Origin of the sequence: Aminobacter sp. Y103A (genome assembly GCF_030294925.1) — a bacterium.
GTDB classification, from domain to species: domain Bacteria; phylum Pseudomonadota; class Alphaproteobacteria; order Rhizobiales; family Rhizobiaceae; genus Aminobacter; species Aminobacter ciceronei.
The window spans coordinates 5,006,439-5,021,710 of record NZ_AP017986.1; the positions used below are offsets into that span (position 1 = coordinate 5,006,439).

Consider the following 15,272-nt stretch of genomic DNA (forward strand, 5'->3'; position numbering starts at 1 on the left):
CGTCCCTCACGCGGGCGGTGGTCAGACCACCAGAAAATGGGAAATTCGGCCCGTATATAGACGCATTCGCCCGCCACCGCAACGATTTTGGAACCATCCCGAAGCGGCCTTCGGAGCCGCATTCCGAATACGGGCCGCCCTCTGGCAAGGCCGCAGATGCCCCGGGCCGAAATGAATAGCCGCCAAGTGTAGAAACCGACCTTGAGCCGATTGATCTATAAGCAAAAGCTTATTACTTAGTGGAAAGGGGCAATGCGAATTTTCTGAAAGCTATTCGTCCGGTATTCAGCTCTTGCGATACGCAGGCGACGTCATCACTTGGACGGAATTGCTGGTGGCATATTTGAACACTCCACTCGAGCGGTAGCCTGCTGCTGTGGAGCACCATTTTTGAGACAGCGATTTTTTTGGGGATCTATCATGACAACTGACCACAGCATGGCCAAGCGCGGATTTTTGCGCGCTATTGCGATTGCCGGCATGGCCAGCACTGTCTTGTGCGGCCTTGCCGCCGCTTCTCATGCCCAGACCTGGGAGGGAGATCAAAGCAGCGACTGGTTCAACGGCGACAACTGGTCGGCCGGCAGCACCCCCGCCGGAACAGCCGTCATAGTCAACCAGCCGGGCGCACCCAATGCCCCAAGCATCGGAACCCCCGGGGCCAGCACGAGCACCATCTTCATCGGCGGCGTCACCGGTGCCTCGCTCGACATCGTCAATGGCGGCAGCCTGACCTCGACATCGGCGATAATCGGCAACTCATCGGTCAACGGCGCGCCGCCTGCCAGCAGCCAGACAGGCGAAGCGACGGTCACGGGCGGCTCCACTTGGACGACCGACACACTCGATGTCGGCTTCTACGGATCAGGGACACTGAACATCGCGGCTGGCGGCAGTGTTGAAGCCGCGCAGGCGTCGCTTGCCACGCAGGAGGGCAGCGTCGGCCTGGTCAACGTGACCGGAGCGAACTCGAAATGGCTCAACACCGGCAACGGTGGCACCATCGTCGGCGATGGCGGCGAGGGAACCTTCAATGTCAGCCAAGGCGCAAGTGCGAGCAGCTATGTGGCGACCTTGGGCCAGCAGGCGAGCGGCCACGGCATCGCCAACGTCTCGGGGACCGATACGCTGTGGCAGATCACCAACGCCAACCTCGTCCTCGGCCAGTCCGGCGTCGGTGAATTGCATATCTCTGGCGGCGCGAAGGTTACGGCCAACAATCGTACCTTTCTGGGCAGCGGAGCCGGCTCCTCGGGCACACTGACCATCAGCGGCACGGGCTCTGCCCTCACCTCGACAGTCGACATCAGGATCGGCGTCAAATCGGCTGGTTCGGTCAGCGTCACTGCAGGCGGCAAACTGCAAAGCGCAGCTGTGATCGTCGGGGCCGACGCATCCGGCGTGGGCGACCTCATCGTCTCCGGCTCGGGCTCCCGCGTCGAGTCGGGCACATATGTCATGCTGGGATGGAATGGCGACGGTACCGCCACGGTCAGCCACGGCGGCACGATCTCAACGGCAGCTGCCGGCATACAGATCGGCTTCGCCGGCGGTTCCACCGGCACGCTCAACATCGGCGCAGCCGAGGGCGACGCGGCCGTCGCTGCGGGCAACATCGCTGCACCGAAAATCGTTTTCGGACCAGGCAGCGGCACGCTCGTCTTCAATCATACCGACGATGCCCATGATTTTGCCGCGGCCATTTCGGGCGACGGCTCAATCAGGCATCTGAGCGGAACGAGCCGCCTGCTCGCCAACAGCTCAAGCTTCACCGGAACAACCGACGTGCTTGGCGGGACCTTATGGATCGGCGATGGCCTCGGCGGCGGGATCGACGTCTTCTCGACCGCCAGGCTTGAAGGCAGCGGCGATCTCGGCGACGTCACGATCCGCTCCGGTGCAATCGTCGCGCCCGATGGAACCTTCGATGTGGCGGGCGATTTCGCCTTTCAGGCAGGCTCGCTCTATGAAGTCGGCATTGGCGGTGCAGCCAGCCGCATCGCCGCCGGCACCGCCACCATCGATGCGACGTCTTCGGTCAATGTCGTCGCCAACGGCATGGATGCGCTGTCGGACGAGTATCTGATCCTGTCGACCTCCGGAGCGCTGACCGGCGCCTTTGGCGGCGTCACCGACGACTTTGCCTTCCTCGACAGTGCACTCGACTATAGGAACGCCAGCGAGGTCTGGCTCACCCTGCAATTCAACGGTGCCGCGTTCGGCACCGTCGCCATCACCGACAACCAGCATGCCGTGGCCGGCGCTCTCGACAACCTTTCGGCCGGCAACCCGATGGTCGGCGGCCTGCTTGGCCTTTCCTTCGGCGGCGCGCGCGACGCGCTCGACCAGCTGTCGGGCGACATCCACCCCTCGCTGATGAACGCCGGCATCATTGCCTCGACGCTGGCACAGGATGCCGTGCAGAACCGCATCCGCCAGACCTTCGACAGCCACGCGGCGGCCGGCAAGCCGTCACGTGCCTTTTGGGTCGAGGGTGTGGGCAATATCTCGGAATTATCCGGTGTGGACGACACGGAAGGCTTCAAGGTCAAGGCCGCGGCACTGTTCGGCGGCCTCGACGGCGAAGTCGCCGAAGGCATCCGCCTCGGCGCCATGGCCGGCTATTCCAGGAGCAGCATCTCTCGGGGTGGGCAGGCCTCGACCGGTACCGCCGACACCTTGCATGCCGGCATCTACGCCGGGGCTGAACTTGGTGCGCTTCGCCTGCAATTCGGTGCCATCCAGGCGTGGCACGATCTGTCGACCGAACGCCGCGTCGCCTTCGGCGGCTTCTCCGACAGTCTCGCCGCCGGCTACGACGCAACAACGACCCTCGTCCATGGCGACGTCGGCTACCGCCTTGGCCTCGGCGCGTCCTATGTCGAGCCGTTTGCCGGCATCGCTTATGTCAGGACCGGCAGCGACGGATTTGCCGAGACCGGCGGCGCCGCGGCACTGACCGGGGCAGCCGGCGATCAGGATGCGACTATCTCCACCCTCGGCATAAGGGCAAGCACCGAACTGCCGGCCGGCGCGCGATCCGTCACACTGCAGGGCATGCTCGGCTGGCGTCACACCGACAGCGACGCACCGCTGTCGCGCCTCGCGTTTGCCGGCACGGCACCGTTTTCCGTCCTCGGCGACAGCCTAGCGTCGGATGCCTTCGTCTACGATGCCGGCCTGAGCTTTGCCGTCAGGGACAATGCCCGCATCGATGTCAGCTATGCCGGTGCCGTCGGCGACGGTACCGCAGCGCACCAGTTGCGCGGCACCTTCGCCATGGGCTTCTGACCCGCGCCAGCACACGAAAAGGCCCCGCCTCCCCAGATGGGAAGCGGGGCTTCGTTATTGCCGGCAATGTGCCGGACAGGCTTACTTCAGCTTGTCGGCAGCCTTTTCGATGGCCACAACGGCGCAAGCCTCGTCGAAGTTGCCGCCCGGCGCGCCGCCGACACCGATGGCGCCGATGACAGCGTCGCCAGCCTTGATCGGCATGCCGCCGGCGAGCACCAGGAAGCCGTCAATGTCGACCAGGCCGGCAGCGCCCGGATTCTTCTGCACGTTCTCGGCCATCTTGGAGGTCGGCGTACGCGACGAGGCCGAGGTGAAGGCCTTGTCCTGGGCAGCCGAAACGGTGTGCGTGCCGGCATTGTCGGCGCGAACGAGGGCGCGCAGCACGCCGGCGCGGTCAACCACTGCGGCAGTGACGTTGTACTTGTCGGCGGCGCAGGCTGCGACCGCGTTCTGGGCGATCTCGACGGCGAGGCTCGACGAGATGTTCTTCTCGGTCAGCACCTGTGCGGAAGCAGCACCGGAGATGGCGACGGTGGCAGCGGCGGCGAGGAAAATGCTCTTGATCATGACTGGGTTCCTGTCCTGATGTTGCTCGGGAGAAAGCGTCTTGCTTGTCCGATGCCAGAACTACGCCGAACCGCCGCCGGGCAGAATCCGCGATGCCACCACCTGCCCTAGGTAGGATTACCTACTGCCTTCGGATGCCGGCACATTTTTCCGCAAGCGCTGGACCGCGCAAGGCGCAGTCACCCGCTTATGCCGACCCCGCCGTGCATCACTGATCGCGTAGACCGTTTCCCGGAGAGCCGCCGCCTCGCTAAGCGAGAAGCGCCAGCCGCACCTGCTCGGCCACAGCGCTGGTGCCGAGCTTCTCCGCGATCTTCGCCCGGTGCGCGTCGATGGTGCGGGCCGAGACCTCGAGGCTCGCGGCGATTTCCTTGCTCGCCCAGCCTCGCGCCACCATGTCGAGCACCTCGCGCTCGCGCTCTGTAAGCCTGGCCAGAAGCGCCCGGGCTTCGCGCTTCTCCAGCCCAGCGTCTAGGCTGGCAAAAGCCTGCTGCAGCGCATCGACCAGCACCTCGCCGTCGACCGGCTTGGTCAGGAAATCCTGGATGCCCGACTTGAACGCCCGCCGGCAGGCAGCCACGTCGCCATGCCCGGTGATCATGATGGTCGGCCAGTCGATGTCGCGCTCGCGCAGCTTCTGGTGCAATTGCTGGCCCGACACCAGCGGCATGCGCAGATCCACCACCAGCACGCCCGGCCGGCTCTCGTCGACATGTGCCAGGAATGTCTGCGGGTCGCCGAAGGTCTCCGCCGTAATCCCGTAGGTCGAGAGCAGGAACGCCAGCGCCTCGCGCACCGCCTCATCGTCGTCGACCAGATAGACCTTATGCATCATCTCTGCCTTCCGCGCTCGGCGACCCGTTGCCCGCCGCCGCCCGCGCTCCCCTGGCCTCCCCTGCCAGGGGCAATGTCACCGTAAAGCGCGCCCCGCGCGGCGCTGCGTTTTCCGCGGCGATGCGTCCATCCACCCGTTCCACCAGCGACGCGCACAGCGACAGTCCCAGCCCCATGCCGTCGGCCTTGGTGGTGAAGAACGGCGTGAACAGCTTCGGCAGCACCTCGTCAGGGATGCCCGGCCCGTCGTCGCTGACCACAAGCTTCGCCTCGCGCTGCTCCCGCAGGGTGGCAATCCTCACTGTCCCGCCGCGGCCAGTCGCCTCCGCCGCGTTGCGGATCAGATTGTGCAGCACCTGCTCCATCTCGATCGCGTCGACCACCGCCTCCGGGGCCGGCTGCGCGAGTTCCAGAACCAGGGCAACCCCGCGCCGCTCGAGGTCGGTGCAGGTCAGCGCCACAACCTCGGCCACGATGGCGTTCAGGTCCTGCCGCGCCCGTTCAGGCGCCTTGTTGGAGGCATAGTCGCGCATCCGCTTCAGCATCTCGCCGGCACGCTTGGCCTCGCGCACATTAACGTCGAGCGCCTGCGAAATCATCGCCATGTCAGGCCTGTCCGCCTGTGACAGCCGAAGGGCAGCCTGGCTGCGGCTCAGCAGCGCGGTCAGCGGCTGCGTCAGCTCATGCGCGATGCCCGACGCCAGTTCGCCCATGGCGTTGACGCGCGAGGCATGCGCCAGAAGCGTCTCTCGCTCCTGCAACAGCGCCCGCGCCTCGGCCGCCTGCGCCACAAGCTCGGAGCGCTTCACCGCCGCCCTCTGCCCCAGCCCGAAGCTCAGGGCAGCCGCCAGCAGCCCCGCCACCACGGCAAAACCCAGCAGCCGCCCGGGCGGCACCAGGGCTGCCAAGGGCAGCGATCGGTCGAGCGACAGCAACAGCCGCTGCCCCTCGCCGTCGATCACCTTCTCGAAATGCGGTGGCGTCAGCCACGAAACCCCGAGCCCGAATGAAGCATCGGCAGGGAGGTCGACCAGGGCAGCATCGTCGAGGCTGATCCGGAGATGCGCAAAGCCTGGTCGCTCTTCCGGCTCCACAAGCCTGGCCGCTTCGATCATCAGCACCACGGCGTGGTCGGACGGCGCCGGCGCGCGCTTGGCCAGGAGATAGCGCCCCGCGCCGGCGGCGTAGACGCTCGCTCTGCCGCGCACCTGCGCGGCAATCTCCGCGGCGAGCGGCGTCAACTCGGGCCCGCCGCCCGCGGGCACATCGACCACCTCGCGCACAAGAACGGCCGAAGTGCCTGCCGGATACGATGCTCCCGAACTGCCGGACGTCGCTGCTCCCTGACTTCCGCCCATCTCGCCACCGGCCGCCGTCTGGGCGTCGAGCGAGACAAGCGACAGCCAGGCGATGCGCGGATAGAAGCGCGAAATGCTCTCCATCACCTGCCGCACGGCGCCGCCGGACGCCGGCTCGGCCCCGCTCGACAGGGCGATCAGCGTGGTCAGATGCGCGTCGTGCTGCGCCACGCGCTGCGAGATCAGTCGGTGCAACGTTCGTGCCGCCACCTCCAGCTCGTCCGCCATGCGCGTCCGCGACGTCTCCACCGATAGAGCGACGAAGACCGCCATGGCTGTGAGCCAGAGCGTGAGGCCAAGGAGGCGGGGATTGGAGAGGGGTGAGGTCACGTCGGGTTGATGCTGGCCAGAAGTCGGCATCACCATAGTCGCGGACCAATCAGAAGGGAACGGCGTGTCTGTTCGACGCAAAGGCCAATTGATGCAGACCTATCGCGCTCAGTCCCGACGGGCGCTGGCACGGCGATCACACGAGACGAGAGAAACGAGGTCCCTTCAGGCACATTTTGTAAGCGTAGCCTCGAGCAGGTCCTTGACGACCTTGCCCTGCGGGCTGGTCGGCAATGAGGATCGGACCTCGACGCTGCGCGGGCACTTGTAGTTGGCCATGTTGGCACGCGACCAGTCGATGATGTCCTTTTCGGTGGCGCTGGTGCCCGGGCGCAGCACGACATAGGCCTTGCCGACCTCGCCGAGACGCTCGTCAGGCACGCCGATGACGGCAACGATGCCGATGGCGGGGTGCTGGCTCAGGATGCGCTCGATCTCGGCCGGATAGCAGTTGAAGCCGCCGGTGATGTACATGTCCTTGAGACGGCCCTCTATGCGCAGGTTGCCATCCGTGTCGAAGCAGCCGATATCGCCTGTGTGCAGCCACCCCTCCGGATCAATGGTCCTGGCAGTGGCTTCCGGATCGTTGAAGTAACCCTTCATGACGATGTAGCCGCGGATCACCACTTCGCCGGGCTTGCCGTCGGGCAGGAAATGGCCGTCGTCGGCCATGATACGGACTTCGACGCCGGGAGCCGCCTTGCCGGCGGTGTTGGCAATCACCTCATCCGGATCGGTCGCCAGGCACATCGTGCCATAGCCGCCGCATTCGGTCAGGCCATAGCCTGTCACCACGCCCGCTATGCCAAGTTCTGTTCGCATCCGATGGACCAGAATAGGCGGAATTGTCGTGCTTCCCGTAACGGCCAGACGCAGGCTGGAGGTGTCGAATTTTGCCAGTCCCGGATGCTGGAGCATGCCCTGGAAGATGGCGGGCGGACCGGGGATGACGCTGATCTTCTCTTCGGCGACGCGCTTGAGAATTTCGCCGGCATCATAGGTGAGATGCGGCATGAAGACGGCGCCGCGCATAAGTGCCACCATTGCCCCGGCACGATAGCCGAAGACGTGGAAAAGCGGCGGGATGACCAGGATGCGGTCATGCTCGCGGATGCCGACACGCGTCGCCCAGGCGTCGATCGCCCGCAGGCACTGCTGGTGACCGTACATGACGCCCTTGGGATAACCCGTGGTGCCCGAGGTGAACAGCATGTCGCAGAGATCATCGGGACCGACAGTGGCCTCGCGTGCGGCAAGCTCGGCATCGCTGATGCTGTCGCCCGATGCAACGAAGCTCTCCCAGTCGCGATCGCCTTTGCTGCCGTCGCCGATGACGACCACTTCGCGCAGCAGGTCGCGCGTCTCGGCACGGAGCTGGTCAGGGTAATAGGTGTTGAGGAAGTCGCCGACCGAAAACAGCACCGAGGTGCCGCTGCGCTTGACCAGCTCGGCGATTTCCGCGCCCTTGAAGCGGGTGCTGGCGGGAATGAGCACGGCGCCTGCGGTGACGAGGCCAAGGGCTGTGGCGAACCATTTCCAGGTGTTGGGCGCCCAGACCATGATGCGGTCGCCCTTCTCGACACCGGCTGCGATCATCGCCTTGGCGACGCGCTTGCGCATCGTGTCGAGCTCGACGAAGTTCAGCACGACGCCATTGTCTTCAACTGCCGTGCGTGTGCCATAGAGCTCGGCGGCGCGCGCGCAGAGGGCAGGAATGGTGGTGAACTTCCAGTCGGCGTCTTCTGAGATCATCTGATTGCCTTGGGTACGATGAAGGTCGTCGTTGGCCCCACGCGGGGCGAACGAGTCTGGTTGGAAATTGTCGTGAGGATCGATGGGCTGCTAGAGCTCGAAGGCCCGCAGAAGGGTCGTCACGAAAAGCGAAGTGGCGAAAAACACCAGCACGGCCGCCCCAAAACGGGCGAAAAGCCGAGACGAGGCAAAATGCCGGAAGCGTCGGGCGATCCCTGCACCGATCAGGGTCCAGATGGACCCGATGGTCAGGATCAGCAGCGACAGGTACGCCAGATATGGCAGCGCGGCCGGAACATCGCCTTCACGCAGGTGTGGAACGATGGTGAGTGCAAACAGCAGCGCCTTGGGATTGCAAAGCGTTACGATGAAGATGTCGAGGGCTCGTGAGCCGCGACGGCTCTGACGCGCCATATCCCAGCTCCAAAGCTTGCGCGCCGACACAAGCAGTGCAGCCGCAGCGATTATTGCGGCAAACGATGCGGCCGAATGAACGAAGCCGGTGGCGAGCGACAGGCCGAGCGACCAGCCAAGGATGGCGCAGAGGTACCCGACCAGCTCTACAGGCAAAAGCCTGAGCGCAGATTTCCAGCCGAGCAGCGCACCGTTGGTTGCAATCAGCGTGTTGGTCGGTCCTGGAACGAAAAGCAACGTTATCGTAGCGGCCGAAAATGCGAGCCAATTCTCCATCGCAAGACCTCATAGCATCGCCAGATCCTGGTCGCCTCGGCGCCCAGGACAGATGTCGGGGAAAGGGCCGGGCTGTTGCCCGGCCCTGGCTCTTTAGGCTGCGGTCTGAGCCAGCATGATCTCTGGCTGCGTCACCACATAAAGGCCGTCGATCGCCGCGTTGGCCTGCAGGAACTGCAGTCCGTTGAGAGCATCCATGAACTGCATGTTCTCGCGCTTGGTCTCGTCGCCGATCTGGCCCGTTCCGCGGCGCATGTCGACACCTTGCCTCAGCTTTTCGGCAACCTGCTTGGCAACGATTTCGCCGTAGCGGCCATCACTGACCTCGGTGTAGTCGGCGCCGCCAGACACGATGCTGACGAACGCCTTCTTCATGTCGCGGTCCGAATAGTCCTTGGAGGTCAGCCGCTGCGCTTCCCAGAAGTAGCCTGCCTGTCCTCTGTTGAGGTCATAGAAGGAGGAAACCATCATCAGGAACCTGAGATAGGCCTGCCGGTAGCTGGTCTCGAAGAAATTGACCGCCCGCGCCTCGTCGACATGGCCTTTCAGGATGCTCGCAATCGACGCGGCGGCAACAAGGCTCGAGACCATCGCAAGGTGTACGCCGCTCGAGAGCAGCGGGTCGAGAAAGCACGCGGCATCGCCGCACATGAAGTAGCCCGGCCCCGAGAAGCGCTCCGACGTGTAGGAATAATCCGTTTCCATCTTGATGTCGGTGCGCTTGGCATCCTTCAGGATGATGCGCGCCTCCTCATTGTCGGCAAGCAACCGGTCATAGACCTGTTCGGCGCTATGCCCGGCATCGCGTTCCTTGCGCAGCTGATCGCGGGTGATCACCGTACCGACGCTGACCGTGCCGTCGTTGAGCGGAATGAACCAGATCCAGCCGGCCTCCACCGAGATGATACGGGTCGAGCCGGCGGGCAGATCGTCGTAAAAGAGGTTGGTCCCGGACCAGTAGGACCAGATGGCGACGTTCTTGAAGACGTTGTGGAAATGCCGGTCCTTCGCATATTCGTTGGCGATAACGCCGCTGCGGCCGGAGCAGTCGACCAGGTACTTGAAGCTGATGTTGCCTCTCGTCTCTGAGGTTCGGTCGAGGTAGCTCGCCGAGACCGCCCGGCCATTGTCGAACTCGACCTTGCTGACCTTGACGTTCTGGTGAACGCTCGCGCCATTTTCCGCAGCGTGGTCGAGCAGCAGCTTGTCGAACTCCGAGCGCTTGACCTGGTAGGAGTGGTTCGGTGCGCCCTCGATCTCGTCGAAGCGGAACGACCACTTTTCGTTACCCCAGTTGAAGTAGCCGCCAGGCTTCTCGACGAAGCCATGCTTCTTCATCTTTTCCCCGGCGCCGATCGCGTCGAGCATCGGCATCAGCGAGGCAAGAAGCGACTCGCCGATGTGATATCTCGGGAACACGTCGCGTTCCAGAACAGTGGTCTTGATCCCTTGCCGGGCAAGGATGGTTGCGACAGTGGAACCGGCCGGTCCGCCGCCGATGACAAGTACGTCCGTGGTATTCGATATCATCAAGGTCTCCTAATTGATTGACGAGGCCAGATGTGGATGTGGGCGAGTAGGCAAGTCTCCAATCGGGACTCGGAATATGCGGGGCGCCCTCGACGACAATATTTTACGAAATCTACCTATAAATCGTCTATTTGGACGATATATTTTGCTTTACTTAAGTAGTTACAAGAAACAAAAGAAATACATCTCCGACAAAACCTGGTCGGATCACTCATGTTGTTCGTGCTGGAGTGATGTTTTATTGATTCTGCCTAGTTCATCCTCTCAATGATGGTGACGTTTGCCTGCCCTCCGCCCTCGCACATGGTCTGCAGGGCGAATTTGCCGTTGCGTCGCTCCAACTCGAACAACATCGAAGTCATGATGCGCGCCCCGGTGGCACCGAGCGGATGACCGAGCGCGATCGCGCCGCCATTGACGTTCATCTTTTCGTGCGGCACTTCGAGCTCGCGCATCCAGGCCATGGGGATGGAAGCGAAAGCCTCGTTGCATTCGAACAGGTCGAAGTCGTCGATCCGCATACCCGTCTTGGCCAGCGCATGCCGGGTGGCCGGGATAGGGGCGGTCAGCATCCAGACAGGATCGGCAGCGCGGACCGAGATGTGGTGGATTCGTGCGCGCGGTTTGAGCCGGTGGTCCTTCACGGCCTGTTCGGACGCAATCAGTATGGCAGCGGCAGCGTCGGTGTTCTGGCTGGCGACACCAGCATGGACCCGGCCGCCGGCGCGCAGTGGAGCCAGGGCAGCCATCTTGGCCAGGCTGGTATCACGGCGTGGCGCCTCGTCGACGGAAAAGCTGCCGATGGGAACGATTTCGGATTCGAAGAGTCCCCGATCGATGGCATCGATGGCGCGCCTGTGGCTTTCAAGCGCAAATCGTTCCATGTCTTCGCGGCTGCAGCTCCACCTCTGAGCGATCATGTCGGCGGCCCTGAACTGACTGACTTCCTGCTGACCGTAGCGTGCCTGCCAGCCCGGCGAGCTGCTGAAAGGGTCGTCGAAACCGAACTGCGTGCCGACCGACATGGCCGCCCCCATCGGGATGAGGTTGAGGTTCTGCACGCCGCCGGCAACGACAAGATCCTGGGTTCCGCTCATGACCGCCTGGGCGGCGAAGTGGACCGCCTGTTGCGACGACCCGCATTGCCTGTCGATCGTCACACCTGGCACATGTTCGGGAAGGCCGGCCACCAGAGCACAGGTTCGGGCGATGTCGCCGGCCTGCGGACCGATGGTTTCCGTGCAGCCGAAGATGACGTCGTCGATGCTAGCCGGATCTATGTCGCTGCGCTTGACCAGTTCCCTGATCGGATGGGCGCCAAGATCGGCTGAGTGAATGCAGGCGAGAGCACCCTTCTTGCGCCCGACGGGCGTGCGCACGGCATCGATGATGTAGGCTTCAGGCATCGGAAAAGGCTCAGCGATTTCAACTGTCCCGGAGGCTAGCGCGAGAACCGATCCTCCACTATTCCTATAATGGTCAGATGACTTCAACGGTTTCTGAATAACGAGCGGCACATGGATCTCAGACTTCTCGAGTGCTTCCTGCGTGTCGCCGAGTTCGGCAGCATGAACCGTGCGGCCGCCGACCTGAACCTGTCCCAGCCGTCGCTTTCGCGAAAAATTGCCCTTCTCGAAGGCGAAATCGGAGCCTCGCTGTTCCGCCGGGACACGACAGGGACCAAGCTGACCGAGGCCGGCTTGCTGCTCGCCGGGCGTGCGCCGCAGCTTTTGCGCGAAGCCGTTCTGATCAAGGAGGAGATCGCACAGGAAAGCTCGACGTCCGTGTCGTTGGCGTTGCCCTCATCGCTGAACCGCCTGTTGGCCATCCCCTTTCTGGAGAAGGTCGTCCGCGAGCATCCGCATTACACGTTGCGTGTCAGCGAAATCGTCTCCAACGCACTCGAGGTGTGGATGCAGCGGCGGACCCTCGACGTTGCCATCACTGCGCTGCAGCCGCGAACGCAGCGTTTCAGCCTGACGCCGCTTGTTCGCGAGCCGATGATGCTTCTCGGAACCGAAAGCGCGGAACTGGGCGTCGAAGGGATGGTGTCGGCCGACTTCGTGGTGCAGCACAAGCTGGTGCTGCCTGAGTCCGGCAATCCGATACGGCGATATCTCGAGCAGAAGCTCGGAACCGGAAATCTCTCGATCAACACTGTTGTCGAAGTCGAGTCGGTTGCCATGTGCTACGAGCTTGCGCGCGCCGGCGTCGGCTACACCATGCTGCCCTATTCGTCCATTTACGAACACAAGCGCGACGACAGGGTTTCGATGGCGGTGATCCAGGGCTTCGATGTCACCTGGGCACTCGCGGTCAACCGATATCGCGTGCATTCCGCTGCCGTCAGCCAGGTGGCCGAGGACCTGCTTGTTTTTGCCCGGGGGCGCGCGGCCGATCCCGCCTGGAAGTTCGCCACGGCGATCTGAGGACGCCCACCGAAACAGCTGCCAGGCAGTCGTGACGAAGCAAATATTCATGCGCTTCGGAACAAGGCGGAGCTGCGAAAGCACGTCAGAACATTAGTCCGAACAGACGATGCAGAGCATTTGAACGCGGCCACCCTTTATTGGGCGAGGACCTATCATCTACAAAATGGGAGAGAGAAATGTTGCGTCGTGGCGCACTTCTGGCATTTTTTGCATCGTCTCTTGCATCACAGACAATGGCAGCAGATTGGCGAATTCTTGCACAATTCGACGACGCCCCCGAAGGGCTTGTCGGCGACACCAACGGCAATTTCTATGTCAGCCTGTTCCATTCCGCGCTGGTGATGAAGGTCACGAGCGACGGCAAGGCGACCAAGATTGCCGATCTGAGAACGGTGATCGGGGATGCCAAAGGCAGCACCGTCGGCATTGACTGGGACGGAAAGGATAACCTTTACGTCGCCTTTTCCGAATATTCCAAGCGCTTCCCCTGGCCAGCCAAGGCCAATCTGGCGGTCGAGGGGTGCGGCGATGCAACGGTCACCAGGTCCGGCCTGTACCAGGTCACGATCTCGACGGGCAAGGTCGAGCCGGTGGTGACACGGGCCGACGGATATCCGTTCTGCTTCCCCGACGACCCGGTCATAGCACCGGACGGCAAGATCTACTTGTCAGATCTCAGCCTCCAGGCCATCTGGAAAATAGACCCCGAGCAGAAATCAGCTGAGTTGTGGTCGAAGGACCCACTGTTCAGTCCGGGAGACCGCTCTCTCAGCGGCTATCCGGTGGGCGTCAATGGCATAGCGCTGGCGCCGGACGGCAAGTCGCTTTACGGCGTGACAGGCGGCATCCCGCTGCTTGTCAAGGTCCCGATCCAGGATGACGGCAGTGCCGGAAAGGCTGAAATGCTCGCCTTCGGCTACGACAACATGGATGGCCTGGAAGTCGACAAGGACGGCAATTTCTACCTGACTGAGACCACGCGCAGCGAAGTCTGGAAGGTCAGTGCCGACGCCAAGAAGCGGCAGCAGCTGGGCAACCCGCTCCAGGCGCCTCTCGGGGCACCCGCAAGCATCGCCTTCGGCAATGGCGACATCTGCGTGACCAACCTGAATTTCTTCAAGCATCTGCCTGAAAGCCAGGCAAACTCCATAGCCTGCACGAAGCTGGATAAGCCGCTCTGGTAGTCAGAGCATGACAAGCGCACCCCAGCGGGGCTGGCGTCCCCTGGCTGCGCGGGCATCGCAATCGCACCTGCAGCCGTTCCGTTGATCCGCCAGGCAGCATCGACGGGCTGGACGCAGCCTTGACTAACTTGGGCCAAGCCCGTTCGCCTCGGTCCCCGCCTGCCGACAACGCGGTGCGAGTTCGCCTCGTATGCGTTGTCGGCTCTTTTCGCAGTGTTGATGGATACAACGGCGGTATCGCTGGTCGGGATGGGATTGGCCTTGATCAACCGCGCCACTGCGCGGCCACCATGGGGCCGACTGCGGTATGCCCTACGATGAACGCCCGGCAGAGTGGCCTCCTTGCAGCGGCTGGCGCACACATCCAACTCTACCTCATTTGCCGAACCTGCGCGCCCCGAAGACGCAGCAGATGACAGCGACGGTGACGACCAACATCACGGGGGTCACGGGCTCGCGGAGCAATGTGGCGGCAAGCACGAGGCCAAAGAATGGCTGCAGGAGCTGAAGCTGTCCGACCGAGGCGATGCCGCCAAGCGCAAGGCCGCGATACCAGAAGACGAAGCCGATGAGCATGCTGAACAGGGAAACGTAGGCCAGGCTTGTCCATGCCGGAATCGTCACGTTCTCAAATGTGGCAGGCCAATAGATCGCCGTGAGCATCAGCATCACCGGAAGGGATATCACCAGCGCCCAGCAGATGACCTGCCATCCACCGAGCTTGCGCGAGAGCGTCGCCCCTTCGGCGTAACCGAGCCCGCAAGCGATGATCGCGGCCAGCATGAGCGCGTCGCCGACAGGCGAGGCAGACAGCCCCTGGCTAATCGCAAACCCGGCGACCAATGCGCTTCCGAGAACCGAGAAGAGCCAGAAGATCGGCTTGGGTCGCTCATTGCCGCGGATCACGGCGAAGATCGCAGTGCAGAGCGGAAGGAGGCCGATGAACACGATCGAGTGGGCCGACGTGACATGCTGAAGGGCAAAAGCCGTCAAAAGCGGAAAACCAACCACCACGCCGAGGGCAACGACCACCAGGGAAACAAGATCGCGACGTTCCGGGCGGCGCTCCCTGAAGGCGGCTAGTAAGACAACTCCGAGAATGCCGGCAATTGCCGCACGAGCAACCGTCAGAAAAACCGGATCAAGAGACTGCACGGCAACGCGCGTGGCGGGCAGTGACCCGCTGAAGATGATCACACCTATCAATCCGTACAACCAACCGCTTGTCGACCGTTCCATGGCACCCCCTTTGTCCATGGACCTATGCAGGCAGCCGCTTGCAACCGCCAGATACGGTAAGG

Annotated in this window: 11 protein-coding genes; 3 read left to right on the forward strand and 8 right to left on the reverse strand. The window is 63.1% G+C overall.

Annotated elements, in window-relative coordinates:
* The first annotated feature begins 420 nt into the window (after positions 1-420).
* Positions 421-3,291 (forward strand): autotransporter outer membrane beta-barrel domain-containing protein, encoded by a 2,871-nt coding sequence (locus tag Amn_RS24590; protein ID WP_182573747.1) that lies wholly within the window; start codon positions 421-423, stop codon positions 3,289-3,291.
* Between the two features lie 81 nt (positions 3,292-3,372).
* On the opposite strand, the gene Amn_RS24595 is transcribed toward Amn_RS24590, so the two are convergent.
* The 7 genes from Amn_RS24595 to Amn_RS24625 all read right to left on the reverse strand — a co-directional run bounded on the left by Amn_RS24595 (position 3,373) and on the right by Amn_RS24625 (position 11,761).
* Complete coding sequence (locus Amn_RS24595; protein ID WP_067957066.1) at positions 3,373-3,861, reverse strand: GlcG/HbpS family heme-binding protein; 489 nt, start codon at positions 3,859-3,861, stop codon at positions 3,373-3,375.
* A gap of 250 nt (positions 3,862-4,111) precedes the next feature.
* Complete coding sequence (locus tag Amn_RS24600) at positions 4,112-4,696, reverse strand: response regulator transcription factor (RefSeq protein ID WP_067957063.1); 585 nt, start codon at positions 4,694-4,696, stop codon at positions 4,112-4,114.
* Positions 4,686-6,326: a sensor histidine kinase gene (locus Amn_RS24605; protein ID WP_169808311.1), complete on the reverse strand. Its 1,641-nt coding sequence runs from the start codon at positions 6,324-6,326 to the stop codon at positions 4,686-4,688. Before Amn_RS24605 ends, Amn_RS24600 begins: the two co-directional genes overlap by 11 nt.
* Before the next feature lie 222 nt (positions 6,327-6,548).
* Positions 6,549-8,135, reverse strand: a complete 1,587-nt coding sequence (locus Amn_RS24610; protein WP_067957058.1) for a FadD3 family acyl-CoA ligase — start codon at positions 8,133-8,135, stop codon at positions 6,549-6,551.
* A 90-nt stretch (positions 8,136-8,225) separates the two neighbouring features.
* Positions 8,226-8,825: a LysE family translocator gene (locus tag Amn_RS24615; protein WP_067957055.1), complete on the reverse strand. Its 600-nt coding sequence runs from the start codon at positions 8,823-8,825 to the stop codon at positions 8,226-8,228.
* Positions 8,826-8,918: 93 nt separating this feature from the next.
* Positions 8,919-10,355: an NAD(P)/FAD-dependent oxidoreductase gene (locus tag Amn_RS24620; protein WP_067957052.1), complete on the reverse strand. Its 1,437-nt coding sequence runs from the start codon at positions 10,353-10,355 to the stop codon at positions 8,919-8,921.
* 251 nt (positions 10,356-10,606) lie between these two features.
* Positions 10,607-11,761 (reverse strand): acetyl-CoA C-acetyltransferase, encoded by a 1,155-nt coding sequence (locus tag Amn_RS24625; protein WP_067957049.1) that lies wholly within the window; start codon positions 11,759-11,761, stop codon positions 10,607-10,609.
* A 111-nt stretch (positions 11,762-11,872) separates the two neighbouring features.
* Between Amn_RS24625 and Amn_RS24630 the strand changes: the two genes are divergently transcribed.
* Both Amn_RS24630 and Amn_RS24635 read left to right on the forward strand, forming a co-directional pair.
* The gene (locus Amn_RS24630) at positions 11,873-12,784 is read left to right on the forward strand and encodes a LysR family transcriptional regulator (RefSeq protein WP_067957047.1); all 912 of its coding nucleotides are present in this window, start codon (positions 11,873-11,875) and stop codon (positions 12,782-12,784) included.
* A gap of 236 nt (positions 12,785-13,020) precedes the next feature.
* On the forward strand, positions 13,021-13,971 hold the full coding sequence (locus tag Amn_RS24635) for an SMP-30/gluconolactonase/LRE family protein (RefSeq protein WP_286292859.1): 951 nt from the start codon (positions 13,021-13,023) through the stop codon (positions 13,969-13,971).
* Positions 13,972-14,346: 375 nt separating this feature from the next.
* Here Amn_RS24635 and Amn_RS24640 read toward each other — a convergent pair whose 3' ends face one another.
* Complete coding sequence (locus Amn_RS24640; RefSeq protein ID WP_067966072.1) at positions 14,347-15,210, reverse strand: DMT family transporter; 864 nt, start codon at positions 15,208-15,210, stop codon at positions 14,347-14,349.
* Positions 15,211-15,272 lie beyond the last annotated feature (62 nt).

Excerpts from the sequence above, each read along its gene's own strand:
- Amn_RS24590 (WP_182573747.1), top strand. The coding sequence starts at position 421 with ATGACAACTGACCACAGCATGGCCAAGCGCGGATTTTTGCGCGCTATT.
- Amn_RS24595 (WP_067957066.1), bottom strand. The coding sequence starts at position 3,861 with ATGATCAAGAGCATTTTCCTCGCCGCCGCTGCCACCGTCGCCATCTCC.
- Amn_RS24600 (WP_067957063.1), bottom strand. The coding sequence starts at position 4,696 with ATGATGCATAAGGTCTATCTGGTCGACGACGATGAGGCGGTGCGCGAG.
- Amn_RS24605 (WP_169808311.1), bottom strand. The coding sequence starts at position 6,326 with ATGGCGGTCTTCGTCGCTCTATCGGTGGAGACGTCGCGGACGCGCATG.
- Amn_RS24610 (WP_067957058.1), bottom strand. The coding sequence starts at position 8,135 with ATGATCTCAGAAGACGCCGACTGGAAGTTCACCACCATTCCTGCCCTC.
- Amn_RS24615 (WP_067957055.1), bottom strand. The coding sequence starts at position 8,825 with ATGGAGAATTGGCTCGCATTTTCGGCCGCTACGATAACGTTGCTTTTC.
- Amn_RS24620 (WP_067957052.1), bottom strand. The coding sequence starts at position 10,355 with ATGATATCGAATACCACGGACGTACTTGTCATCGGCGGCGGACCGGCC.
- Amn_RS24625 (WP_067957049.1), bottom strand. The coding sequence starts at position 11,761 with ATGCCTGAAGCCTACATCATCGATGCCGTGCGCACGCCCGTCGGGCGC.
- Amn_RS24630 (WP_067957047.1), top strand. The coding sequence starts at position 11,873 with ATGGATCTCAGACTTCTCGAGTGCTTCCTGCGTGTCGCCGAGTTCGGC.
- Amn_RS24635 (WP_286292859.1), top strand. The coding sequence starts at position 13,021 with ATGGCAGCAGATTGGCGAATTCTTGCACAATTCGACGACGCCCCCGAA.
- Amn_RS24640 (WP_067966072.1), bottom strand. The coding sequence starts at position 15,210 with ATGGAACGGTCGACAAGCGGTTGGTTGTACGGATTGATAGGTGTGATC.